Here is a 22,266-nt window from a genome sequence, read left to right on the forward strand (position 1 = left end):
CGGCACCCGTCACCGGAGATCACCGGGCACAGGGGTGCCGAGCGGGCCGCTCTATATCCGCAGGAGTTGCAGCTCGGAAAGATCGGGCGGCGCCCGGCCGTCATGGGACGACCTCATGGCCGCCGCGGTGGACACGGGGGCCGAGGGCGCGGCCGGCAGCCCGCCGGTCAGCACGGGCGGCGTGTACGCCGACCCGATTCCGGCAGCCGCACACGTCCCGTCGGCATGATCGAGGTGACTCGATCCACCGTCCGTGTGCATGCACCCCGCGCCCGCGTGCGGAACACCGTCCGCCGCGGCCGTCACCATCTCGTGACCGGCACCCGCCCGCGCCGCCACCGCCACACCGGGGGCGAGTCCGTGCATACCCAGCACACCCGCCAGCACCGCCATCACCAGCAGCACGAACAGCCGCCCGGCCGGGCGGCTGCTGGATCGGGTGCTCCTGGTCACGCGCTCATCGTACGGGCCCTCCGGCACGAGGTGAGGGACAGGGCGCACCCAAGAGCCACGGCATCGGACACGCCACCTGAAGGACACCCACCCCCCCTCGGGCCCTCGGGCCGGACGGCGATGAGCCTGTCGAAGGTCCACGTCACCACCGGAACCACCCCGACACCGCGCCGCGGCCCCGTCAGGCCGAACGCACCCGCCGGGCGGCTCCTCCAGCACATGGCGAGGGGCGTCGGCAGGTAGGCCGGGGAGCCTTGGGTACTCGCCGCGGCATGATGAAGCGCGCGCTGTGGCAGGGGCTGGTGGCCGGCACGGCCGGGGTGCTGGTGATGACGCTGGGCGAGAAGGCGGAGCAACGGCTGACGGGTCGCCGTGACTCCCACGTGCCCGCCCGCACTTTGGAACGTCTGACCGGCATGCGGGAGTATCCCGGCCGTCAGCCCGTGCCGGTGAACCTGGCCATGCACGTGGGGCAGGGCGCCCTCCTCGGCGTGCTGCGGTCGGTGATGGCGCACGCCGGGCTGCGCGGGCCCTGGTCGTCGGGGAAGTTCGCCGTCGTCCGCATCACCAGTGACCAGATCCTGGAGAACGCCACCGGTGCCGGCGCTCCGCCCCAGACCTGGCCGCGTCGTGAACTGGTCGTCGACCTGCTGCACAAGACGGTGTACGCCTTCACCACCGGCGCCGTCGCCGACGCCTTGGCCGCCCGTTCGGGTCCCGGCCCGGGACAGCGCCACGCGGCGGTCCGCACCGGCCGACAGGCGGACGTCGGCCCCGTGCCTCGCGACCGGGCCCGGAGGCGGTGACGCCGCCGGAGGGTCACTGACGGCCGTCCCACCTCGGCGGCCTCCCCGGGGAGGGCGAGAGCCGCCCAGGAGGCTCGTCCCGATCGAGCGGGCCCCAGCGCCCGGGCTGTTCGGTGACGATGTGGCAGGCGTCCGTGATCACCTGGTCGGCGATCCAGCCGAGGGGTTCGATCTCCGTCACCAGTGGTTCGTTGTCCGGCCCGCGGGCCGTCTCGGAGCCGTGCAGGACCCAGGGCCGGGCGCGGGCGTCCTTGACGTGCGGCAGGTGGCAGTAGTCGTACAGCCGACGGGCGACCCAGACGCGCACGGGTCGCTCGCCCCACCAGTCTTCGAGGTCCAGCGGGCTGGCCGACAGACCCGGCAGCTTGATCCCGGTCAGGTCGTCCGTGCTGCTCGTCTTCGGCAGGTCGCGTTGCGGCCCGCGGGACCAGCGCACGTAGAGGCCGCGGCGGCGGGTGATGAGCCGGGTGAGCTCATCGAGGCTGCTGAACGTCGGCAGGTCGGCGGTCTTGGTCATGGTGTGGTGGGGCGCGATGCCGGGGGCAGTCAGGTGGTCAGGAGGGAGTCGTCTTCGGTACGCGCTCCGGGCAGCCGGTGGCGGGCGGCGACGAGGGCGGCGTCGACGTCGCGGGTCCCGGTCGACACGCACAGCGTGTAAGCGACGTCTTCCATACGGCGACGCGCCTCCTCGGTGCCGTCCTCGGCGTGCAGGGCGCGCAGCGTCTCGTACTGCTCGATGAGGTTCTTCAGCACGACGGGGTGTGCCAAGAGCATCGGGAGCCTCCCTCGTCACCATCGCTCACGTGGGTCATGCACCGACCCGTGTGCCCCGGGCCCGGGCCCGCCAATCCGACGTGTTCCCGTACCCGGCGGCCAGGAGGTCCGGGGGCCGGTGTCGGGCCCGGTCGGTGGACAGGGCCCGGAGCAGGTCGCCGGTCGGTCAGCACGCCCTTGAGCCCGTCGTCCGTCAGCCGACGGGCCTGGCCGGGTGTGTGCGGGGCCGCCCGTGGGATACCTGACTGCCGAGCGTGACCCACGTCCTCAGGAGGCTCACGAACGTGCAGGACAACGGCAGGACCGAAAGCACCGGCTCGCAGAACGGCGCGGAGCCGAAGCCGCCCTACCCCAAGCAGCGGCAGCAGGCCCCGGGGCTGGAGCGGGACATGCGCCCACGGCCGCGCTACGAGGCGAAGCGTTACCGCGCGGCGGACAAGCTCCGCGGCAAGGTCGCGCTCATCACCGGCGGTGACTCGGGCATCGGCCGCGCCGTCGCGCTGCTGTACGCGCGCGAGGGCGCGGACGTGGCCATCGTGTACCTCCCCGAGGAGCAGCCGGACGCCGAGGAGACCCGCGACGCGGTTCGGGCCACAGGGCAAAGGTGCCTGCTCCTGCCCGGCGACCTCGCCGACGGCTCGTTCTGCCGGGAGACGGTCGAGCGGACGGTGCGAGAGCTGGGCGGGCTGAACATCCTGGTGAGCAACGCGGCGCACCTGAACAGCCAGACCGACCTCTCGCAGCTCAGCTTCGAGGACTGGGACAGGTCGTTCAAGGTCAACGTGTACGCCTACTACCACCTGGTGCAGGCCGCGCGCCCGCACCTTCGGGCGGGCGACGCGATCATCGCCACCGCCTCGGAGGAAGCCCTCAGGGGCAGCGACACCATGATCGACTACGGGGCGTCCAAGGCGGCGCTGGTCAACTTCACCAAGTCCATCGCCGAGCACCTCGCCAAGGACGGCATCCGCGCGAACGTGGTCGCGCCCGGTCCCACCTGGACGGTGCTGAACGTCGCCGACCCGAACATGCCGCAGGAGGGTCTGGCCCACCTGGGCAGTGAGGGTCCGCTCGCACGCGTCGCGCAGCCGGAGGAGATCGCGCCGGTGTACGTGTACCTGGCCTCCGAAGCCGACTCCAGCTTCACCGTGGGGGAGGTCATCGCCGTCACCGGCGGCATCACCACCACCGACTGACCCGCCCGCCGTTCCCGTCGGCCCGAAGGCACAGAACCGTGGCATGGGTCGTCCTGATCGTCTCCGGAGCCGTGGAGGCCGCGTGGGCCACCGCACTCGGCGCATCCGAGAACTTCTCCCGGCTCGTGCCGACGCCGGTCTTCCTCGCCGGACCGGCCGCCTGGCGGGAATCGTGGGCCGCGCCACCGGACGGGAACTCCTGGACTGACACCACGAGCGTACGCAGTCGGCGTACAGGATCCCGGGGAGGCGCCGAGGAGCCGGACTACCGAGGCGATGGGACGACCGGGGCCGGGTCATGGGCCCGGCCCCGGTCGCGGCCGGCTGTCCCGGACCTACTTGCCCATGGCTTTGCGGACGGTGTCCTTGGTGCGGTCCATGAGGGCGGCGACGGGACCCAGGGCCATGTTCTCCGCTCCGGACTCGACGCCCGGGTGGGGCCGGGTGGGTGCCATCGCCTCGGCGGCCTTGATCGCTTTCGCCATCGCGGCCAGTCTGCCGGCGCCGGCGCTGCGGCGGATGTGGGTGAACTCGTAGCGTTCCTCGGCCCGCGCGTGCTCCTGGACGTCCTTGCGCAGCTTCAGCAGCTGGGGCATGAACTTCGGGTCGTCGGTGTCCAGCTCGTCGAGGGCGGCCAGTGTCTCCTTGGCGGCCTTCTCCTCGGCGAGGCGTTCCTTCACGACCTGCTCGCCACCGGGAAAGCCCTTGCGGGCGAAGGGGTGGACGACCTCTTCCTCGGCGGTCTCGTGCACGGCCAGCAGGCGCACCAGGCGGCGGAAGGCGTCGCGGCGTTCCTCACCCCTGGTGGCCTCGACCTCGTCGAAGAGGTTGCGGATGTCGCCGTGCTGGCGCATCAGCAGGGAGACGACGTCGTCGTCCTCGGCCTTGTCGTCCCCGGCGTGCGGGGTCTTCAGCTCGGACATCCCGGCCTCCCTACTTCTCGCGCTGCGCGGGGTCGGGGTGTTCACCCTCGGTCTGGACGCGGTACTCGCGGCCGAACATGTCCTGGTGCTCGTGGATCACCCGGTCGCTGGGGGGTGCCTCGCCGCCGTGGATCTGCTCCTGCATCTGCTCGAAACGCTCGTGCGCCTCACGCACGTAGCCCGCGCCCAGTGTCGTGAGGTCCATCTGGGTGTCGAGCAGCTCCCGCAGGTAGCCCTTGTTCGGTTCGAAGGTGAGCACGTTGGGCAGTTCGGGCGCGAGCACGGAGGCGGGGTCGCGGCCGTCGTGGCGGCGCATCAGATCGCAGGCGGCGTGCAGGTGCTCCAGCTCCATGTTGAGGTGCAGCTCCCAGATCGCCTTGACCTCGGGGTCGCTCTCCTGCTCCATGAAGGAGTGGTAGAGGTAGCACTCGTTGTACTCGTGGTTGACGAGCTGCTCCCACCACGTCTCGCCCGGGTCCACGAGGGACTCGTAGTGGGTGACGTGCTCCTCCTCGATCAGCCCGATCTCCTGGTAGAGCTGGCGGGCGATCGGCTCCATGTAGGTGGGGCCGGTGTTCATGTAGAAGTTCATGGTCTGCTGCTCCGCCGACATGATCGTCAGCGCGTGCAGCTTGGACAGCGGGTTCGTCTCGTCCTTGGCGTAGGGGTCGCGGACGTTGTCGACCGGATTGCGGTGGTGGAACCTCGTGGGCCGGCCGGGCATGACCTCGGTCAGGCCGTCGACGATCGACTCCGCCTTGCGGTGCTCGATCATCTCGTACAGGTTCGCGTACCGGTACAGATGGTCGAAGTCCTCCAGCACACCGAACTGGTACGCCTGCTTCAGGTACGGGTCCGGCTCCATCCGGGCCACCCACGCCGTCAGGTCCACCGCCACCTGCTCGTACGCGATCGTCGTCTCCAGCACCGAGGAGACCCCGGGGAGCAGCCAGTTCACGACCTTCTGCTGCTGCGCCTCGATGTAGCGCACCCGCGCCAGCTGCCGCTTGATCTCGGGATCGACCGTGTGCCGGGCGAGCTGGTGGCTGAACAGGATCGCCTCCACCTCGATCCCGTTCATCGTGATGATCCGGCACCGGGTGTACGGGTCGCAGTGGTCGGGGTCGATCGGGTCCACGTTCAGCTCACGCCAGCTGCGTAGCTGGCGGTCCAGCGGGATGCCCCGCTGCTCCAGAGGATTGAACGTCATGGGCCGTGCCTCCTGAGAACGAGGGGGGATCCGCGCGCCGCCGGGGTACCCCGCTTCAGGCGACGAGCACAGACGTGGTCCTCAGTCTGTTCACGACGGACGCTTTCCAGCCACCACTCATGTCCGCAGGCCGCGTGATTCCCCCTGGTGGGCCAACCGAGCGGGCGGACGCCGTGCTCATCGGCGAGCGTGTCCGCAACCTCACCGGACCGGACGGCACGGCAGCCGGCGGCAGACGACGGTGACCCGCCCGCCGCCCAGGGGCGCCGACCTCGGACACACCGGTGCGCCCTCGACGCGCTTTGGCCGCCTGACGGCCCCTCCAGCACCTGGCGAGGGCGGAAGACGGAGGCTCCGTCGACGGACCACGCCGGCGGCACGGGCGAAGGAGGCGCGCAGACCAAGGCCGCAGAAGGAACGGTGTCGGAGGGTGGGGCGCGCCTGTGACGGGAACCCGGACTCCGCGGGCCGGCCGCCCCTCCGGCACGGAGGACGGCACCGGTCCGGGTATCAGGCGTCACCGCGAGGCAGGAGCGGCCGTGACCATCTCGATCACCCGCCGGGATTCCGCAGCGCTGGGAGGCAACGGCAGCATCCTGATGCGCCAGCGCAGGGACCACGCCCGGCTCGACACGATGATGAACCGCTGGCTGGCCGGTGGTGCGGACGACGAGCTCGACGCCTTGTGGCAGGACATCGTCCAGCTGGTGTTCAGCCACGCCTTCGCGGAGGAGACCGTCCTGTGGCCCCTCCTGCGCCGTGCGGCCCCCCACGGCGAGGAACTCACCGGTCGCGTGGAGGAGGAACACCAGGCGATCAACGATCTGGTGGCACGGGTCGAGAAGTCGCCCGACGACCCCCGGCGTGCCGAGTGGATCCAGCAGGCGTTCAGCCTCATCCGCCAGGACATCCGGGACGAGGAGGACGAGCTGCTGCCCCGTCTTCGGGACGAGTTCAGCGACCGTCGGTTGCGGCGGATCGGCGCCGCGTGGGAGACGGTGCGGGCGACCGCTCCGACCCGCCCCCACCCCGGCGTGCCGCGGCGCCCGCCGGGCAACGCCCTGCGAGGCGTCCCCCTCAGCGTGTTCGACCGGCTGCGTGACCTCGCGCCGGTCAGCGGCCCCGTCGCCCGCCGCGCTTCCTCGGTCGCCTTGGGCGCCGTAGGAGCCGCGGCCGTCGTATTCTGCGTGGTTCGTACCATCCGTCGTCCGGGACGCCACTGACGTCCGAGGAAGCCCTGCCGTCCATGCCGCCGCGTCCGGCGGCCGGGCCTCCTGTCATCCGCCGGCGGTCGGCACCCACCGTCGGAGAACCCGTCTCACTCGTCGCGACCGTCGCCGGTCCGCCCGTGGCGGGAACCGGCGTACGCGGCGTCGCGAAGCCGGCGCAGCCGCCCGGTGGGGCGCAGACCGGTCAGGTGGTGGGCGGTACGGGTCGCAGGACACGGTGCGGGAGGACGGAGCGGTGCGCACGGCTTGCGGGCTCAGGTCGGCGAAGGTGCACCAGTGCCCGTCCGGGGCGGTCGCCCGCGGTGCGAACCGGACGGGCCCGCGGGCGAGCTCCTGCCGCAGCGTCGGCCGCACGTCGTCCCGGCGGCCGCCGGTGACCGGGAAAGCCGCCGGCACGCGCTCTCGATCCCCCACCCGGCAGGACGGCAGGGCCGAGTGCGGTCCCTTCAGGGCGCCGGGCCGGGGGGAGAGGCGGATGGCGGCCGAACCGGCCGGGCGGCTGGACGTGAACAGCAGGTCGAGCGTGCTGCCCGGTCCGTCGGCGTCCTCGACGCGGACGGCCGGTCCCAGGCCGTCCGGCAGCCCTCGGGGCAGGCCCGGCGCCCGCGACCAGCGCACCGTCACCGGGCAGGAGCCGGGCCGGTCGAGCCACGGCACGCCCCAGTCGGTGCCCGTGCGGGCGGTGACGGTCAGCGTCCCCGTGCACAGCAGCCCGTTCGGGTCCCGGCCCGGGACAGCGCCACGCGGCGGTCCGCACCGGCCGTCACTTCGACGTAGGACCTCCGCCCCGGGGGTGGTCAGGCGTGTGAGAAGTGGTCACTCGCCGGTCGACTTGGCCACCAGCGCGCTGTACGTCAGCTGCAGGGCATCCGCGCCGGCCAGCGCGGTGAGCGCCCCCATGGCGGTGCGGGTGGCGCGCGGCCAGAGCAGCTGTCCGGCGGTGAGGGTCGAGGCCACCCAGACGCTCATGCAGAACGGGCACGTCACCAGCTCGCCGGCCGTGTTCTTGGCGCCTTCGGACCGCGCCTCCTCGTGCAGCTCGGCCGGCCCCTGCGAGCCCTGAAACGTGGTGAGGGGAGCCCTCAGCGGGCTGGTCACCGACGCTTTGCTCAGCAGTCGGCTCAGCCGGAAGGTGGCCACCGCGGTCAGTGCCACGTCCCAGGGCGCGGGCCGGTCCGGCACGGGACGGCCGCGCACCTTGACCACCGTCGCCCACCCCGCCGTGTAGACGCCGAAAGCCGTCATGGCCGCCGCATAGCCGCGCAGCGGGCGGTCTTCTCCCGCCGAGTAGGTGCGTTCGACGCGTCGCAGCCGTCGCTTCAGGCGCTCCGCGATACGGCCGTCAGATGCCGGGCCCATGGCCTTCGTCCCCTCCTGCCCGCTCCGGTGCCTCGGCCGGGCTCTCCGTCCCGTCCGCACGGCGCAGGCCGATCTCCACGTGTCCGTCGACGACGCGGGTGTCGAAGGCGGGCTGGGGCGCGGTGGCGGGTCCGCGGACGTTCCAGCCGTCCGAGAGCCGGAAGACGCTGCCGTGCCAGGGGCACTGGACACACCCGTCGGCGATCGTGCCCTCGGACAAGGGGCCCGCCAGGTGACTGCACCGCTCGGCCAGGGCGTGGAAGGTCCCCCCGGTCTCGCGCACCACCAGGACCGGCACGTCGTCCACGGCGCGCCGCACGGGCCGGCCGGCGGGGAACTCGTCCACGGTGCCGATCCTGTGCCAGCCTTCGCTGACGACGTGCGGTACCTCCTCGGCGTGGTTGGCGCCGGAAGCCTGCCGGTATGCCAGGTGGCCGCCCAGCATGCCTCCCAGGCCGACCGCCGTCAGCCCGAGGAAGCCGTACGCGCGGCCCGCTCCGGCCCGTCCGGTGAGGCGGCAGAGGAGCGAGGCGCCGTACAGTCCCACGGCCGCCGTGTTGGTCACGGCGTGCACCAGCCCCACCCGTTTCTGCTGACGATGCAGTTCGGCCCAGTCGGCCGCGCCCGCCAACGCGGCGGGGCCGGCCGCGGCCAGCCCGACGCCCACGAGGAGACCGGCCTCCCGGTTGCGGCCGGGACACAGGTCGAGCACGGCGGCGGACATCCAGGTGCCGATCGGCACCTGGACCATCAGGGGGTGTACGGGATGCCCCAGCCACCTGCCGTGCAACGCGTCTCGCGTCCGGCCTGGCAGGAGCGTGCGCACGCTCCTGGTGAGCTTGTCGATCGCCGCGTCCGCCCTGGGATCACGCTCCAGGGCGTCGAGCAGCCACAGCATCCGGTTCTGGCCCATACGGCGGCGACCTGGCTTCTTGCTCATGGGCGGAGGGTCCCCCCGACGGCAGGGGACAAACAGCCGGCCCAGGACGCGGAGTCAGCCCTCGCCCATGGCTTGGCGCACGACGTCCGGAGGCGGACAACGACCGCCCACCACCCGGGGCACATCAGCACCCCCGGCGAAACCAACGTGCCCCGGCCACCCGACGGCACCTCTCCGGCACGGAAATGGGCGAGGCTCGAAGACCCCGCTCACGGCCACCCGAATCCCGGCTCAGGGCCAGACCAGGCAGTAGGCCTGATGCCCCGCCTCGTGCAGCCGGTGCGAGAAGTCCTGCCACTCGTGCAGCGAATGGGAGGGGCGGGAGCCTGACCTGGACGTTCTTGGTTAGGAGTGCGTTGACCTGCGGAGACAGTTCTGCATAGTTCTCACTGGTCGACGCCGTTTTCCAGGCTCATGTGCCCCGGATGTGCCCTCGCGAAAGGTTGTACTGGAGGGCGGGCCTGCGGCCAACGCTCCTGTCTCAGATCAGTGTGTCGCAGCGCACGGGCGCAGACGGCCCGAGGGACGGTACGGGTTCCGGGCAGCGGCGGGTGTCATCCTGACCCGGTGAACATAAGCCCTCCCGAGCAACTGAGCGCGTTCGCAGGAGATTCTTGTGAGGCTACGCGAGCGGCAATCCGGAACCTGAGACTCTCTGCGCCGAGCGAGAATGGGTTTGGAGCAGGGCTGCAGGAGCAGGCACGGACTCGCCAAGTGTTCATGGGACTTCGACACTCACATGATCACCGAGGCCGTGCCTGCACCACGTTTGGCCCGACCCGAACCAGGACGTCCCCATCAAGTCCAGGCCAGTGCGACACTCCAGACAGAACGCGATTACGCAATGGCCCCTGAGCGCATGGCGTTGCACTGAGTTCCTGACTCCCAACGCCAGCCGGTACGGATACGGTGTGAACTGCAGGCCCATGCAAGGTCGATTAGTGGACACAGGGGGACAGATGGGCGACGGCTCGGTGCTCGCGGACCTGCACTTCGGGCGCGAGGATGCCGAACGGGACGTAACGGAAGGGTTGTTGTTACGCGGTGGGTTTCTGCCCAACGCGGCGTACCGCGCGGCGGTGAGCGGACGCAAGATGCTGATCATCGGCCGTAAGGGCTCCGGCAAGAGCGCCATCTGCATGCAGCTGATGGCTGACCGCGTGCACACCGTCGGCAAGATCTTGGTAACCCCAGACGAGGCGGCGGGGGAGGAGATCCGGCGGTTTGAGCTGCAGGGGCTGCCGGGGGACTCGGCGAAGGCGCTGATCTGGCGGTACGTTCTCGCCGTACACGCGGCCCGCCAAATTGTGGTCCATGCCAAGGACATGCACGGCAGGAAACCCGACTCAGTCAAGGCGCTGGTTCGTTTCCTTAAGCAGAATAACGAACTGCCGGTCGAACGGCTTGGAGACCGGCTGGCACAGGGGGCAAAGGGGCTGCAGACCTCCCTCTCTCTGGAGGCGTTCGGCATCAAGGCGGGCGTGGATCTGGCACCGTCACCGTCAGAGGGTGCACGGGCCGCGCGCCAGCTGGAGGTCGTGGAGCAGGGTGTGACCAAGGCCGTCACCGATCTCGGGTGCAACGGCACGCACGGGCCGCTGCTGCTCATGGTCGATCAGTTGGAGCAGGTGTGGTCCGCGGAGCCGGACAGCAATTCCATGGTGATCGGCCTGCTGCTGGCGGCGAAGCACGCGGCGAGCCTGTACGGACGGTTCGTACGGTTCTTGCTGTTCCTGCGTTCCGATATCTACGATTCGCTGTCCTTCGGCGAGGGCGACAAGTTCCATGGCGACGAACTACGCATCTCCTGGACGGAACAGTCCCTGCGAGACCTCGCCTTGACTCGCGCTCGGGCCTCCGCCGGAGAGCACTTGAGCGCCGAGGGGCTGTGGCGGGAGATCTTCCCGCCGACCATCCGGGGTGAGGAGACGGCAACGTATCTGTTCAGCCGCTGTCTGCCCCGGCCCCGGGATGCCATCCAGTTCCTCAACCTGTGCCAGGAGACCGCCTGGTTGATCCATGGCAGGGAACAGATCACGGAGGCGGACGTCCTCCAGGCCAGCCGGCAGTTCTCCGCGTGGAAGCTCAAGGACCTCGCGTTGGAGTACCTGGTTGCGCACCCCTTCCTCAAGCACCTCTTCCCGCTCTTCCAGAACAGCGGATACGTGGTCACCCGCCCCGTGCTCGGCAGCCGTTTCGAAGCGGCCGTCGAGACGCTGCACAGGCTGTTCCCCGCGTACGCCGACGTGCTTACTTTGTCCGAGATTATCCATACTCTATACGGGGTGGGCTTCCTCGGTGTGCGGCGGGGCAACGACATCGTGTTCGCAGGCGGCGATGAGTTGCCGGTGCAGCCGCACGAGACGGAGTTTCAGGTCCACCCCTGCTTCCGCGAAGCACTTGGCGCCACTAGTGCGATCGACCTGCGTCGCTATGAGCCGCAGTTGGCGCAGGCCCGCATTGCCTCGGGTTATATGAACGCCGATGCACTGGCGGCGAGTTCCTTTAATCGCGACGACAGGCTGCTGCGCGAGGTTGGCCGCTCCTGCCACTCAATCCTTGCCCAGGTTGGCCGGGCGCTCGGGCTGGCGCAGGACGCCCGGAATGAGATCACGGAGCAGATCGCCAGCGTGTTGGACGACGCGAACAGTCTCTCGGCGAGTACTGGCTCCACGGATGTGGAGGACTATCTCCTATCCACCGCTCACTACTTCACTGCTCTCGCCGCGCAACTCCACGCCAGCGGACTGGACGACATCGTGGGTGCTGGCGGCGTCGCAAATCGCATGGAGGAAGAGGCGCGGCGACTTCGCCGCCTGGCGGGTGGGTCCTACGGGAGCTCGGGTGACTCGGGTGGAATCTGAACCGCGAGGAGTAGGGATACGAGTTAAGGAATTCGAGGCACGACGGTTGCGCCGCGACGACAATCCGCCATTGGGGGAGGGCAGAGATGCAGGGCGTACTGCTCGCTGAGCGCTTTCGGATCAAGGACCGCCTTGGTGCGGGTGGAATGGGTGAGGTCTGGTCCGCGCAGGATGAGCGCATGCGGCGTGAGGTGGCGGTCAAAGTCGTCCATGCGCTGCCCCGCATTGACGAAGCGGAAACACAGGCTAGATTCCAGCGCGAGGTGCAGCTGGCGGGGCGCCTGTCCCACCAAAACATCGTAACTATTCATGACTTTGGTGAGGTCCCGGTTAGGGGGCGTCAGACGCTCTACCTCGTGATGGAACTTGTTCCTGGTATTTCCCTTCGCCAGCGACTCAAGCAGTCGACGCCGCCTTGGCCGATGGCCGTCGGGTGGGCTGCACAGATCACCCAGGCGCTACATGCCGCGCACCTTCAGCGCATCGTCCATCGGGACATCAAACCGGCCAACGTCCTACTCACGCCCGAGGGAACGGTCAAGGTTCTTGACTTCGGTGTTGCAAAGTTCATGGGTGACACCGTAAGCGTCCACGCTCTCACTGCTACAGGCACCGTGCTGGGCTCTCCGCCGTACATGTCTCCAGAACAGGCCGAAGGCGTTCGAGAGATCGATCACCGCAGCGATCTCTACTCCTTGGGCTGCCTCCTCTACGACACAGTGACGGGTCGCCCACCGTTTGACGGTCACCACCCGATGGCCGTGCTTCGTATGCATTTGGACAAAACGCCAACCGAGCCAGGTGCTCTTGTCGAGGGCCTCCCCGGGCCGCTAAACGACCTCATTATGAGCCTGCTCGCCAAACGGCCGGATGACCGCCCGTCGGACGCAGCCGCCGTTCACGATGCCCTGAGCGCAGTGTTAATCGAGCACGCCACCCGGCTGCCGGATGGCAATCTGCTAGACGTGGTCCATCTGGGGCAGACCGACTCCCTGGCCGCAGGGGTCCTGAAGAAGTCCTGGCAGGTCTGGCTGCGTACCCAGAAAGACAGTGCGTCCAAGTTGGAAGAGGCTGATGCCCTCTTTGTGAAAGCTGACGCTTATAGCGACGAGACTCGCGCCAAAGCCGCGGAAGAGGTCGCCGAGTTTGAGGCTCACCTCGCCAAACGCCGCAAGCAGGCCGAACAGACCGATCGCGACCTCGCAGCTCGGCAGGCCGAGGCTGAGCTGCAGTTGGCCGAAACCGAGTCCCGCGCTGAGCAACTCCGCCTGAGGGCCGAGGAGATACGCACTGATGCCGAGCGCCGGGCTCGGCAGGTTATGGACAACGCCCGTCTGCAGGCAGCAGATATCGTCGCCGCCGCTGAAGCAGAGGCTCTCCAGCTCCGCATCAAAGTCGAGCGAGTGCGCACAGCTCGTAGCAGCGTCGTCAACCACAGCACGGATGCATCACCCTACGGCTTCGAGCTCGTGCGGCGGGGCTACGATCGTTCGCAGGTGGACGAGTGTATTGCCAAGCTGGTGGCCGACCGCGACAGCACACTGGCCCAAGTTGCCACGCTGGAAGAGCTGAGCAGGAATCTGCACGTCGCGCCGATGGGCGCGGAGCGGGACAACGGCCAGGCCGTGGAGGCGCGACGCCGGGCCGCAGACATCGTCGCGGACGCTAATGCACGAGCCCGGCGGACCAGTAGGGTCAGGTCCCCCTCCGAATTCGAGCTCGTGCGCCGGGGCTATGACCGCCCGCAGGTGGACGAACGCATCGCTAAGCTCGTCGCCGACCGCGACAGCGCGATGTCTCGTATCGCCACGCTGGCAAAGCGCATCGAGGAGCTGTATTCACCACAGGTGTAAGCCATGCGGCCGTGGCCGCCTCGGCGAGCCAGGCCGGGGCCGACCGATCCTCGGTGACCGCCGTGTGCAGTGCCTCGAAGCGGGACTCGGGGATGGCCACTCCCTTGGCGTGACCGGGTCGGAGGAGGAGGTACTGGCCCAGGAACGGACTCGCGATCAGTTGGTGCACGTTGCCTCCAAGTCGTCTGGCAGAAGGTGGGGCGGGTCCGTGCAGAGGTGGAGTCGGGGGAACTCCTCGGACCCGCCCCGCTCACCGACCCCCTGTTCTTCGGCTGGCCGGCCGGTGAGGATGGAGGGCCCCGACGCGGGGATCTACGAGGCAGTGGCCAGATCGTTGAGCAGCTCGTCGAGGTTGACGACGCGGAACGACGTGAGGCGGCGAACCAGCTGCGAGGCGAGGAACGTCCCGATGTTCGGGTGGCCGTACGGCAACGGCGCATCCGGCTGTGCGATGACCTTCACACCGCCCTCGTCCCGGCCGTACAGAGTGCCGTGCACGCCGTACAGGGGTGCGCTCCCGGCCAGGAACACCGTCGGGTCGTCCTCCAGGTGCGGACAGAGCCTCGCGGCAGCACGGGTGTGCCTGCGGCACACCGGAGGTTGATTGGTGAGGATGCTCGGCCATCTTGGATCGTGATCCCGGGGGCCGGCGAGGAAGATGAAGCCGAGGGGCGTGCGGGCGGGGCCTGTGCAGACCTGGCAGGTGAGCGTCTGCATGCACACCATCTGCCGGTGGGGGTGCATCAGCTTCCACTGCGGCACACCGGAGATCCGGCCTTCGACGCCGACAGGGTTCCACCCGCAGCGGGCCCAGAGCACGCCCCGTGGGTCTCGGTCACGGGGGTCCTCGTCCGCGTAGTACAGCCGCGGGCCGGAGGAATGGCGGGTGATGACGAGGTTGTCCGGCGCCGCGTCCTCCCCTTCCCTCTGGATGATGTACGGGACCAGGGAGAGACTCCTGTCTCTCGACTCGACGGCCCGCGGGTTGTACGTGAGGCGGAGGGGCGGGAAAGTCACGGCGCCTCCGTAAGGCACTGGTGGGCCACCAGGCGTTCAATGAGTTCGTCGAGCGTCCACGCCATACGGCGGATGTGTCCGACGGCACGTCGGTGATCCGTTGGCACTTCCTCGGACTGGATGGTGCGCCCGCGCTCGACGAGGCCGGCTGTTTGCTCGTCCCTCTCGGCCGCCTTGGAGACCACGGCGAGGTGGACGAGTCGCATCAGGTGGCTGCGAAGGCGCTGCGCGTGCTCGTCGACCTCGTGTTCGGTGGGCGTGTAGTCGTCCAGGACGGCTGCCACGTCATCGAGCAGCAAGCCGTCGACATACGGGGCCCAGCACTGCACCTTCTCCAGGACCCTTCTCAAACCGGCCTCGGTGAAGGGCGGTACGGCGGCTCGCACGGGATGGGACCAACCGGGGCGGAGGGTGGTGGCCGTCATCGCCCCGGCTCCTCTGGCACAGCGAGGCATAGCCGGTAGGTAGCTCGTATGGGGGCGGGCACGGTGATCTCCTCTACGCGCAGTCGGCGATCCGGACGGCTCTGGAGAGGGCCGGCCATCGGCTTCCAGGCTCCCGTCGCGGTAGGGGCGTTTCCACGCCGCCGATACGCCGTCTCCCCGCCGTCCGGCAGCGGAGAAGCGTCGGTGGGACGGCGTGGAGACGCGCTGCGGACAAGCGGAACCTGTGGGTCACGCCCATTCGTACGACCGGAAGAGCGACCGCGATGCTGAACGACTCAAGCCCGGCAGTGCACAGTCCGCACATGCACTGGATGCCCCTGACCGGTCGGTGCGAGCCGCTCTCCCTGGCCCGTGACCGGGTTCGTACCGTCCTGGCCGGCGTCGTCCTCAGCGTGGACGACGCTGTGCTGGTCGTATCCGAGCTGGTGGGCAACGCCGTGCGACACACGACGGCCGGCCCTGACTGCCTGACCATCGAGATCGACGGGGATCAGGTCATCGTCGCGGTCCACGACCCGGAGCCTGACGACGGTCGTGTGCACCTGTCGGAGACGGCTGCCGATCCGCTTGCCGAGTCCGGCCGTGGGCTGTGGCTGGCGCGTCGGTGGTACGTGGAGACCACCGCCGTCGGCAAGGCGGTCGTTGCCGTCCTGCCGCGCGGGAAAGCAGCGATCAGCCGAGCGGCAGGCTCTTGACGACGTTCCACCGGTAGGCGCGGTCCTCGCGTCGCAGCTCCACCAACTGCACTTCCTGGACGTGCAGATCGACTGGTGCAAGGCCCCGGAGTGGGGTGACGGCCTCGATGACCGGGGCAGCGGGGCGTGGCCGGTTGTTGTAGGCCAGGCTCAGGTGCGGGCGGAACAGCGCGGTCGGCTTGCGGGGCGCCAGCCCGAGCGAAGCCATGGACTCGCTGAGGGCCGAGTGCAGCGCCAGTACCGGGCCCCAAGGGGCGACCGTCAGGCGTACGGCTCCCCGAGAACCCGCGAGCGGGACCGCCCGCAGGCGGAAGGCCGCCGGGAGAAGCGGGGCCGCCGCGCTGATGACGTCATCGAGACGGCTCAGCGGCAGCGTTGCGGCGGAACCGACGCGTGTGAGCGTGATGTGCAACCCGTCGTCGGGGACCGGGTCCAGGCCGAGCCGCGCGAGGTGCTGCTGGCAGCGAAGAGCGAGGTCGGCCAACGCTGGGCTGCCGGGGAAGGTGAGCATCCAGTAGTACGCCCGGGTCTGTGCCGTCCAGCCGGGTCGATCCCAGTGATCGACCATGGTCTCCACGGCGTCGAAGGCGGCCTGGTCGTGTGCCGCGATCACCGCCGGGTCACTCAGGTCGGCCGGGGGGTGGGTAGGGAAGGCTGCGGGATCGGCGCTGAGCTGGACGTGCGGCCAAGACACCCGGCGAACTCCTCCGTGATCACCCCGCCTCAGCAGGCGGGAGCTGACAGCCCCAGACGCGGAGCTGTTCGCCATACTCGCGCACCGCCGACCGGGACCGCCAAGGGGCTGCTCGCTCGTACAGATCCCGAGAGCGTTGCCGCACCGAACTGATCGGCAGCGGGCTGGCCAGAGTGATCGCCTGTTGTCCGAGGGACATGGCGTGCTCCACATCCGGTGCTCGCTGTTGAAGCACCGCGGTGGCCACGTCGAGGCGGACCAGCGAGCGGCTCCACGCGGAGTCGGACTTCTCGACCAGGTCGTCGAGGTCCTCGGCGTCCCGCAGCACGTGCCCGGTGTCCTGCAGAGCGACACGGGCGGTCAGCGCATTTGCCAGGGTGCGGGCCCGCCCATACGGCAAGAAGGAGATGCATGAGGTCAGGCCGACGGGCACATCATGCCGGTCGGAGAGCTCCAGCGCCCGTCCGATGGCCCGCTCGGCCTGGTTCCGGTCACCGAGCTTGCCGAGCGCCCGAGCCCGGCCGTTGACCAGCAGCCGGATGGCCTGCGGGTGGTCCGGCGCCCGGTCCACCGCGGCGGCGGCCCGCGCGTCGGCCTCGTCGTAACGGCCTGCGTAGTACGCCGCGAAGGACTGGGTGGCGCAGGCCCACATCTCGGTGTCGAGATCGCCGATCGCCCGGCTCAGTTCCAGCGCTTCGGCGCAGTACGCCTCAGCCAGGCGGAACGCGCCGGTGTTGACCGCCATGTAGCCGAGCAGTCCGCCGGCGCGTGCAGTGATCCGGAACAGTTCCCTGCGTGCGGATGGAGGTTGCTGACCCGCGAGCAGGGTGTACCCCATGCTGTGCAGGCTCTTCGTCTGTCCCCACAGGCCGTCCGGCCCATCCTTCTCGTACCGCTCGGTGATCACCTCGATCCGGGAGGCGAGAAAGGACAGAGTGGTCTGGTCGACGTTGCCGCAGGCCAGCTGGCGGGCTCGGGCGACGATCTCCACCGGATCCTCGTCGTCGGTGACCGGGAAGGCCGGAGGAGCAGGCGGGATGTCCGTGGGTGGAGACGATGAGGCAGGAGCCGGGGCCGAGTCGAACAGATCCCGGGCAGCCCTGCCCAGCAACTCCTCCAGGATGCGGCAGGTGTCGGGGCGGGGAAGCTGCTTCAGCTCCCCACTCATCCACCGGTCGAACTGCCGCGACGAGACCGCCACCGAGGCCAGCCGAGGATCTCCCGCCTCCGCCGCCAGTCGTCGGGCCGCGCGGGAGAACTGCACCTCGAACGCCTTGTGCGTCGTGAGGTGCCGTTCTTCGAGTAACTGCCGCAGCAGCGTGTTCCGGGGCATCGAGGACCTCCCAACACGTCGGCGGAACCAGGGGCTCGTCGGTGAACGGCACGCACACCGGAACGAACGGCGTGCGGTATGTCTCAGGCAAGGATGCCGACGCAAACATCAATTAGGCAATATGTCTGGACAAGTTGGCCCGTTCGTGTTGTCTCTCAATGGGTGGATGGACAGACTGCCTCCATGGCACTGAAGAGGAAGCTGGTACCTCAGTCGGTCTACCGACGGCAACTCGCCACCCGGCTGCGCGAGTTACGGGAGGCGTCCGGTCTGACTCTCGCCGAGGTGTCGGAGCAGATCGAGATCAACCAGGGATCTCTCAGCCGGATCGAGACCGGTGAGCGCGGCACCACTCCGGTTTTGGTCCGGGCTCTCCTCGACTGCTACGCCGTCACCGACACCGAGCTGCGTGACGACGTCCTCGACCTCGTGCGTGCCGACAAGGAACAGCAGAAGCCGTGGTGGCGGAAGTACTCCACGGTTCTCACCCCCACCCGCTACGACGGCTACCTCGCCCTGGAGGCAGGCGCCACCACGCTGGCCAACTACCAGCCCCTCCTCGTTCCCGGCCTGCTCCAGACCGAGGGCTATGCCCGTGCCGTCATCACCCAGATGCGTCCTGATCTCACGCCTGACCAGTTGGAAGCTCTGGTCAAGGTGCGCATGGAACGCCAGGCCAGCCGTTTGTCCGGCGAGCACCCCGCCGAACTGAGGGCCGTCCTGGATGAAGCCGTCCTCCACCGCGTCATCGGCTCACCCGCCGTGATGCGCCGACAGTTCGCCCACCTCGTCCAGGCCGGAGAACAGCCGAACGTCACCATCCAGCTCCTCCCGTTCACCCTCGGAGCCCACCCCGGCCTCTACGGCCCCTTCGTCATCCTCGTCTTCCCCCAGCCCATCGCCCCGCTGGTCTGGCTGGAGAACCCCAACAACTCCATGTACCTGGAGTCCGAGAGCGACGTCCAGAACTACACGGACATCTTCGACCAACTCAGGGCCTCCGCCCTCAGCCCGGCCGAGACCCGTACCCGCCTCACCCGCACTGCCGAGGAGCTCGAACCGTGAGCACGATCCCGCCCCGCCGCCCCCACGCCGAGGAACTTCACAAGGCGCGCTGGCGCAAGAGCTCCTACAGCGGAGGCGCCAACGACTGCGTGGAGATCGCCGACCTCGGTGCGTACGCGGCGGTGCGCGATTCCAAGGACCTCGGCCGGCCACCTGTGATCCTCAGCCGCTCCGCTCTGGACGATTTGCTGGGCCGTTACGCCGACGGCGGTGCGGATCGCTTCCGGCGGGAGGAAGCGCTGGAGATGCTGGAACCCGTCATCAGCACGGCGCGGTGACGTCGTTCACATGCCCTCTGCACGCACTCGCAAGGCGCACCGAGGGAGCGAGGTCCGTGGACCCCGCCCGAACCCCGCAAAACCCCACCTCAGGGCCAGACCAGGCAATAAGCCTGATGCCCCGCCTCATGCAGCCGGTGCGAGAAGTCCTGCCACTCGTGCAGCAGCTGGTACACGTTGAACGCGTCCCGCGGGCCGCCGCGGTCCGGGACCGTCGACCAGATGAAGGCCGCCGCGCCGACCGCCTCCTCGCCTATGCCGCGCAGGGGGTCGACGACCGTCATGGGGAGTTTCACGACCGCGTAGTCGGGGTGCAGGACGACCAGTTCCAGGGGCGGGACCTTGTGCAGGGGGACGCCCTCGATGCCGGTGAGGACCATCGCGGCCATGGTCTCCGGCTTGATCTTGGTGAACATGCCGTTCATGCCGAGCTCGTCGCCGCCGAGTTCCTCGGGGCGCATCGATATCGGGACGCGGGCCGCGGTGGCGCCGTCCGGCGCGCCGAAGTACTTGTACGTCACCCCCACCCGACCACCATTCCTGCTCCCCGCCCCCTTCAGGGGGTCGATCCGCTCCGGCTCGCCGCGTGTCCGACGCGTCTCGTCCGTGTCCTCCGCCTCGCGCCGGTGCCTTCCCCGCCGGGCACGTCGAGGACCCAGGTCATCAGTCCCCTCGCCCAGTCCGCCACCGCGATGCATATCTCCACCCGACTGCTTTTCTAGGACGCGTGGCCCCCGCCGCGCAACCCGATCATCGTGTCAGTGACCTCCCCCACGGCCGCCCGCCGAAACGTGCGGTGGAACATCTGCCCGCGGGATGTCCGCAGCCTCCGGCCGGCCCCGGCCGTGTGAGCTGTGTGTATCAGACGCCAGTTTCGCAGATCACGGCCGAACGGGGGCCGGATGCCGCGGGCCGCCCCTGGCCTACCCTGGACACGTCATACGCACCCGGAGCCGGGAAGCCCCCGGAATGTCGGAGAAGGTCGGAGAAGTCGCAGGTCATGAGCGAACTGCCATATTCATACGAAGCCCCGGTCTCGCAGGCGCTGTTCGACCGTGCCGCGGCCGTCACGCCCGGCGGCGTGAACTCGCCGGTGCGCGCCTTCCGCGCCGTCGGCGGCACGCCCCGGTTCATGGTGTCGGGCACCGGCCCGTACCTGACCGACGCCGACGGACGCGAGTACGTCGACCTGGTCTGCTCCTGGGGACCGATGATCCTCGGACACGCGCACCCCGAGGTGATCGCCGCCGTGCAGGAGGCCGTCGCACGCGGTACGTCCTTCGGCACGCCCGGTGAGGGCGAGGTCGCGCTCGCCGAGGAGATGACCGCCCGGATCGAGCCGCTGGAGCAGGTGCGGCTCGTCTCCAGCGGGACCGAGGCCACCATGTCGGCGATCCGGCTCGCCCGCGGGTTCACCCGGCGCACCAAGGTGGTCAAGTTCGCCGGCTGCTACCACGGGCACGTCGACTCGCTGCTCGCCTCCGCCGGCTCCGGGGTGGCCACGTTCGCGCTCCCCGACACGCCCGGCGTGACCGGCGCCCAGGCGGGCGACACCATCGTCCTGCCGTACAACGACCTCGACGCCGTGCACGCCGCCTTCGCCGCGCACCCCGGTGAGATCGCCTGCGTGATCACCGAGGCGTCGCCGGGCAACATGGGCGTCGTACCGCCGCTGCCCGGGTTCAACCAGGGGCTGAAGGACGCGTGCGCCGCGAACGGCGCGCTGTACATCTCCGACGAGGTCATGACGGGGTTCCGGACCAGCCGGGAGGGGTGGTACGGCGTCGACGGCGTGCGGCCCGACCTGATGACCTTCGGAAAGGTGATGGGCGGCGGCTTCCCGGCCGCGGCCTTCGGCGGGCGCGCCGACGTGATGGGCCACCTCGCCCCGGCCGGGCCCGTCTACCAGGCCGGCACCCTCTCCGGGAACCCCGTCGCCACCGCCGCCGGGCTCGCCCAGCTCCGGCTGCTCGACGACGCCGCGTACGAGAAGGTGAACGCCGTGTCGGCGCGGATCCAGTCGCTCGTCACCGAGGCGCTGACCAAGGAGGGCGTCGCGCACACGCTGCAGAACGCCTCCAACATGTTCTCCGTGTTCTTCACCGACCGTCCGGTGCGCAACTACGAGGAGGCGAAGACGCAGGAGTCGTTCCGCTTCACCGCGTTCTTCCACTCCCTCCTCGAGAACGGCGTCTACCTGCCGCCGTCGTCCTTCGAGTCCTGGTTCGTGTCCACCGCGCACGACGAGCGGGCCGTCCAGCGGATCGCCGACGCCCTCCCGGCGGCGGCCCGAGCGGCAGCGGAGGCGACCGCGTGAGCACCGTGAAGAAGGACGACGACGTCACCGTCGTCCACCTCATGCGGCACGGCGAGGTCGAGAACCCGGACGGCGTCCTGTACGGCCGTCTCGCCGGCTACCACCTCTCCGAGCTGGGCCGGCGCATGGCCGACCGGGTCGGCGAGCACCTCGCCTCCCGCGACGTCACGTACGTCGTCGCCTCCCCGCTGGAGCGGGCGCAGGAGACGGCCGAGCCCATCGCCAAGGCGCACGGCCTGGACATCGCCTCCGACGAGCGGCTGATCGAGGCGGAGAACGTCTTCCAGGGCAAGACCTTCGGCATCGGCGACGGCGCGCTGCGCCGCCCGGCCAACTGGAAGCACGTCGTCAACCCGTTCAAGCCGTCCTGGGGCGAGCCGTACGTCGAGCAGGTCATCCGCATGATGGGCGCGCTGAACGCGGCGAAGGACGCGGCGCGCGGACACGAGGCGGTGCTGGTCAGCCACCAGCTCCCGATCTGGATCGTGCGGTCGTACGTGGAGAAGCGGCGGCTGTGGCACGACCCGCGCAAGCGGCAGTGCACGCTCGCCTCGCTGACCACCTTCACCTACCGGGGCGACAGGATCGTCTCCGTCGGCTACAGCGAGCCGGCCCGCGATCTCGTCCCCGCGCATCTGCTGGCCGGCGCCAAGCCGGTGAAGGGGAAGAGCAAGGCCTTCGGGGCGTGACGCCCCTCCCCGGCACCGCTTTCGAAAACCGTTGCGAAACCGCCGCATCCGATCGGGAACCCCCGCTTCCGTCGCGTCCTCTGAGTGAGTGACCACCAGAGGACGTGACGAACGGGGTTGCCATG

General features: G+C 69.5%; 22 protein-coding genes. 10 read left to right on the plus strand and 12 right to left on the minus strand.

Annotated elements, in window-relative coordinates; all coding sequences use genetic code 11:
* Positions 1-51: 51 nt before the first annotated feature.
* Positions 52-453, minus strand: coding sequence for a DUF6153 family protein (locus tag ACZ62B_RS09895; RefSeq protein WP_468886408.1), 402 nt, complete (start codon positions 451-453; stop codon positions 52-54).
* Positions 454-725: 272 nt separating this feature from the next.
* Here ACZ62B_RS09895 and ACZ62B_RS09900 point away from each other — a divergent pair, with 272 nt between their 5' ends.
* Complete coding sequence (locus ACZ62B_RS09900) at positions 726-1,259, plus strand: hypothetical protein (protein WP_344566066.1); 534 nt, start codon at positions 726-728, stop codon at positions 1,257-1,259.
* Between the two features lie 13 nt (positions 1,260-1,272).
* Here the strand turns inward: ACZ62B_RS09900 and ACZ62B_RS09905 are convergent, their stop codons facing one another.
* Both ACZ62B_RS09905 and ACZ62B_RS09910 read right to left on the minus strand, forming a co-directional pair.
* Complete coding sequence (locus tag ACZ62B_RS09905) at positions 1,273-1,776, minus strand: DUF6098 family protein (protein ID WP_469689726.1); 504 nt, start codon at positions 1,774-1,776, stop codon at positions 1,273-1,275.
* Positions 1,777-1,805: 29 nt separating this feature from the next.
* Complete coding sequence (locus ACZ62B_RS09910) at positions 1,806-2,033, minus strand: DUF5133 domain-containing protein (RefSeq protein WP_344566061.1); 228 nt, start codon at positions 2,031-2,033, stop codon at positions 1,806-1,808.
* A gap of 284 nt (positions 2,034-2,317) precedes the next feature.
* Here ACZ62B_RS09910 and ACZ62B_RS09915 point away from each other — a divergent pair, with 284 nt between their 5' ends.
* Entirely contained in the window at positions 2,318-3,229 is a 912-nt protein-coding gene (locus tag ACZ62B_RS09915) for an SDR family oxidoreductase (protein WP_344566065.1), read from the plus strand.
* Positions 3,230-3,564: 335 nt separating this feature from the next.
* Here the strand turns inward: ACZ62B_RS09915 and ACZ62B_RS09920 are convergent, their stop codons facing one another.
* Together ACZ62B_RS09920 and ACZ62B_RS09925 are read right to left on the minus strand one after the other, a co-directional pair.
* The gene (locus ACZ62B_RS09920; protein ID WP_344565094.1) at positions 3,565-4,152 is read right to left on the minus strand and encodes a hemerythrin domain-containing protein; all 588 of its coding nucleotides are present in this window, start codon (positions 4,150-4,152) and stop codon (positions 3,565-3,567) included.
* A 10-nt stretch (positions 4,153-4,162) separates the two neighbouring features.
* On the minus strand, positions 4,163-5,362 hold the full coding sequence (locus ACZ62B_RS09925) for a hypothetical protein (RefSeq protein ID WP_469689729.1): 1,200 nt from the start codon (positions 5,360-5,362) through the stop codon (positions 4,163-4,165).
* A 539-nt stretch (positions 5,363-5,901) separates the two neighbouring features.
* Between ACZ62B_RS09925 and ACZ62B_RS09930 the strand changes: the two genes are divergently transcribed.
* A complete protein-coding gene (locus ACZ62B_RS09930; RefSeq protein WP_468719889.1) occupies positions 5,902-6,585 on the plus strand; it encodes a hemerythrin domain-containing protein in 684 nt (227 codons plus the stop codon).
* Between the two features lie 822 nt (positions 6,586-7,407).
* Here ACZ62B_RS09930 and ACZ62B_RS09935 read toward each other — a convergent pair.
* The gene (locus ACZ62B_RS09935) at positions 7,408-7,950 is read right to left on the minus strand and encodes a DUF1360 domain-containing protein (protein WP_344565097.1); all 543 of its coding nucleotides are present in this window, start codon (positions 7,948-7,950) and stop codon (positions 7,408-7,410) included.
* Positions 7,934-8,863: a Rieske (2Fe-2S) protein gene (locus tag ACZ62B_RS09940; RefSeq protein ID WP_468720033.1), complete on the minus strand. Its 930-nt coding sequence runs from the start codon at positions 8,861-8,863 to the stop codon at positions 7,934-7,936. Before ACZ62B_RS09940 ends, ACZ62B_RS09935 begins: the two co-directional genes overlap by 17 nt.
* A 986-nt stretch (positions 8,864-9,849) precedes the next feature.
* On the opposite strand from ACZ62B_RS09940, the gene ACZ62B_RS09945 reads away from it, so the two are divergent.
* Positions 9,850-11,754, plus strand: a complete 1,905-nt coding sequence (locus tag ACZ62B_RS09945; protein WP_469689732.1) for a P-loop ATPase, Sll1717 family — start codon at positions 9,850-9,852, stop codon at positions 11,752-11,754.
* A gap of 86 nt (positions 11,755-11,840) precedes the next feature.
* Complete coding sequence (locus ACZ62B_RS09950; protein WP_469689734.1) at positions 11,841-13,607, plus strand: serine/threonine-protein kinase; 1,767 nt, start codon at positions 11,841-11,843, stop codon at positions 13,605-13,607.
* A gap of 312 nt (positions 13,608-13,919) precedes the next feature.
* On the opposite strand, the gene ACZ62B_RS09955 is transcribed toward ACZ62B_RS09950, so the two are convergent.
* On the minus strand, positions 13,920-14,624 hold the full coding sequence (locus tag ACZ62B_RS09955; RefSeq protein ID WP_469689736.1) for a hypothetical protein: 705 nt from the start codon (positions 14,622-14,624) through the stop codon (positions 13,920-13,922).
* The gene (locus ACZ62B_RS09960) at positions 14,621-15,049 is read right to left on the minus strand and encodes a DUF6415 family natural product biosynthesis protein (protein WP_468719903.1); all 429 of its coding nucleotides are present in this window, start codon (positions 15,047-15,049) and stop codon (positions 14,621-14,623) included. Before ACZ62B_RS09960 ends, ACZ62B_RS09955 begins: the two co-directional genes overlap by 4 nt.
* A gap of 323 nt (positions 15,050-15,372) precedes the next feature.
* On the opposite strand from ACZ62B_RS09960, the gene ACZ62B_RS09965 reads away from it, so the two are divergent.
* Complete coding sequence (locus ACZ62B_RS09965; protein ID WP_469689738.1) at positions 15,373-15,765, plus strand: ATP-binding protein; 393 nt, start codon at positions 15,373-15,375, stop codon at positions 15,763-15,765.
* On the opposite strand, the gene ACZ62B_RS09970 is transcribed toward ACZ62B_RS09965, so the two are convergent.
* Positions 15,743-16,459 (minus strand): 2'-5' RNA ligase family protein, encoded by a 717-nt coding sequence (locus ACZ62B_RS09970; RefSeq protein WP_345617167.1) that lies wholly within the window; start codon positions 16,457-16,459, stop codon positions 15,743-15,745. The two genes, ACZ62B_RS09965 and ACZ62B_RS09970, sit on opposite strands and share 23 nt — an antisense overlap.
* Positions 16,460-16,478: 19 nt before the next feature.
* Entirely contained in the window at positions 16,479-17,792 is a 1,314-nt protein-coding gene (locus ACZ62B_RS09975) for a tetratricopeptide repeat protein (protein ID WP_468719908.1), read from the minus strand.
* A gap of 183 nt (positions 17,793-17,975) precedes the next feature.
* Between ACZ62B_RS09975 and ACZ62B_RS09980 the strand changes: the two genes are divergently transcribed.
* Together ACZ62B_RS09980 and ACZ62B_RS09985 are read left to right on the plus strand one after the other, a co-directional pair.
* Entirely contained in the window at positions 17,976-18,857 is an 882-nt protein-coding gene (locus tag ACZ62B_RS09980; RefSeq protein ID WP_469689740.1) for a helix-turn-helix domain-containing protein, read from the plus strand.
* Positions 18,854-19,135: a DUF397 domain-containing protein gene (locus ACZ62B_RS09985; protein ID WP_468719912.1), complete on the plus strand. Its 282-nt coding sequence runs from the start codon at positions 18,854-18,856 to the stop codon at positions 19,133-19,135. Before ACZ62B_RS09980 ends, ACZ62B_RS09985 begins: the two co-directional genes overlap by 4 nt.
* A gap of 89 nt (positions 19,136-19,224) precedes the next feature.
* Here ACZ62B_RS09985 and ACZ62B_RS09990 read toward each other — a convergent pair whose 3' ends face one another.
* Positions 19,225-19,662, minus strand: coding sequence for a hypothetical protein (locus ACZ62B_RS09990; protein WP_003992141.1), 438 nt, complete (start codon positions 19,660-19,662; stop codon positions 19,225-19,227).
* Between the two features lie 473 nt (positions 19,663-20,135).
* Between ACZ62B_RS09990 and hemL the strand changes: the two genes are divergently transcribed.
* The gene (gene hemL, locus ACZ62B_RS09995) at positions 20,136-21,452 is read left to right on the plus strand and encodes a glutamate-1-semialdehyde 2,1-aminomutase (protein WP_344565152.1); all 1,317 of its coding nucleotides are present in this window, start codon (positions 20,136-20,138) and stop codon (positions 21,450-21,452) included.
* 41 nt (positions 21,453-21,493) lie between these two features.
* A complete protein-coding gene (locus ACZ62B_RS10000) occupies positions 21,494-22,141 on the plus strand; it encodes a histidine phosphatase family protein (RefSeq protein WP_344565201.1) in 648 nt (215 codons plus the stop codon).
* Positions 22,142-22,266: the final 125 nt, after the last annotated feature.

It is taken from the genome of Streptomyces sp. NPDC053426 (assembly GCF_055585405.1).

What these genes read in the sequence shown, in the direction of transcription:
- ACZ62B_RS09925 (WP_469689729.1), bottom strand. Translation starts at nt 5,362, where the DNA reads ATGACGTTCAATCCTCTGGAGCAGCGGGGCATCCCGCTGGACCGCCAG.
- ACZ62B_RS09945 (WP_469689732.1), top strand. Translation starts at nt 9,850, where the DNA reads ATGGGCGACGGCTCGGTGCTCGCGGACCTGCACTTCGGGCGCGAGGAT.
- ACZ62B_RS09905 (WP_469689726.1), bottom strand. Translation starts at nt 1,776, where the DNA reads ATGACCAAGACCGCCGACCTGCCGACGTTCAGCAGCCTCGATGAGCTC.
- ACZ62B_RS09965 (WP_469689738.1), top strand. Translation starts at nt 15,373, where the DNA reads ATGCACTGGATGCCCCTGACCGGTCGGTGCGAGCCGCTCTCCCTGGCC.
- ACZ62B_RS09960 (WP_468719903.1), bottom strand. Translation starts at nt 15,049, where the DNA reads ATGACGGCCACCACCCTCCGCCCCGGTTGGTCCCATCCCGTGCGAGCC.
- hemL (WP_344565152.1), top strand. Translation starts at nt 20,136, where the DNA reads ATGAGCGAACTGCCATATTCATACGAAGCCCCGGTCTCGCAGGCGCTG.
- ACZ62B_RS10000 (WP_344565201.1), top strand. Translation starts at nt 21,494, where the DNA reads ATGCGGCACGGCGAGGTCGAGAACCCGGACGGCGTCCTGTACGGCCGT.
- ACZ62B_RS09920 (WP_344565094.1), bottom strand. Translation starts at nt 4,152, where the DNA reads ATGTCCGAGCTGAAGACCCCGCACGCCGGGGACGACAAGGCCGAGGAC.
- ACZ62B_RS09940 (WP_468720033.1), bottom strand. Translation starts at nt 8,863, where the DNA reads ATGGGCCAGAACCGGATGCTGTGGCTGCTCGACGCCCTGGAGCGTGAT.
- ACZ62B_RS09980 (WP_469689740.1), top strand. Translation starts at nt 17,976, where the DNA reads ATGGCACTGAAGAGGAAGCTGGTACCTCAGTCGGTCTACCGACGGCAA.
- ACZ62B_RS09975 (WP_468719908.1), bottom strand. Translation starts at nt 17,792, where the DNA reads ATGCCCCGGAACACGCTGCTGCGGCAGTTACTCGAAGAACGGCACCTC.
- ACZ62B_RS09950 (WP_469689734.1), top strand. Translation starts at nt 11,841, where the DNA reads ATGCAGGGCGTACTGCTCGCTGAGCGCTTTCGGATCAAGGACCGCCTT.
- ACZ62B_RS09900 (WP_344566066.1), top strand. Translation starts at nt 726, where the DNA reads ATGATGAAGCGCGCGCTGTGGCAGGGGCTGGTGGCCGGCACGGCCGGG.
- ACZ62B_RS09935 (WP_344565097.1), bottom strand. Translation starts at nt 7,950, where the DNA reads ATGGGCCCGGCATCTGACGGCCGTATCGCGGAGCGCCTGAAGCGACGG.
- ACZ62B_RS09910 (WP_344566061.1), bottom strand. Translation starts at nt 2,033, where the DNA reads ATGCTCTTGGCACACCCCGTCGTGCTGAAGAACCTCATCGAGCAGTAC.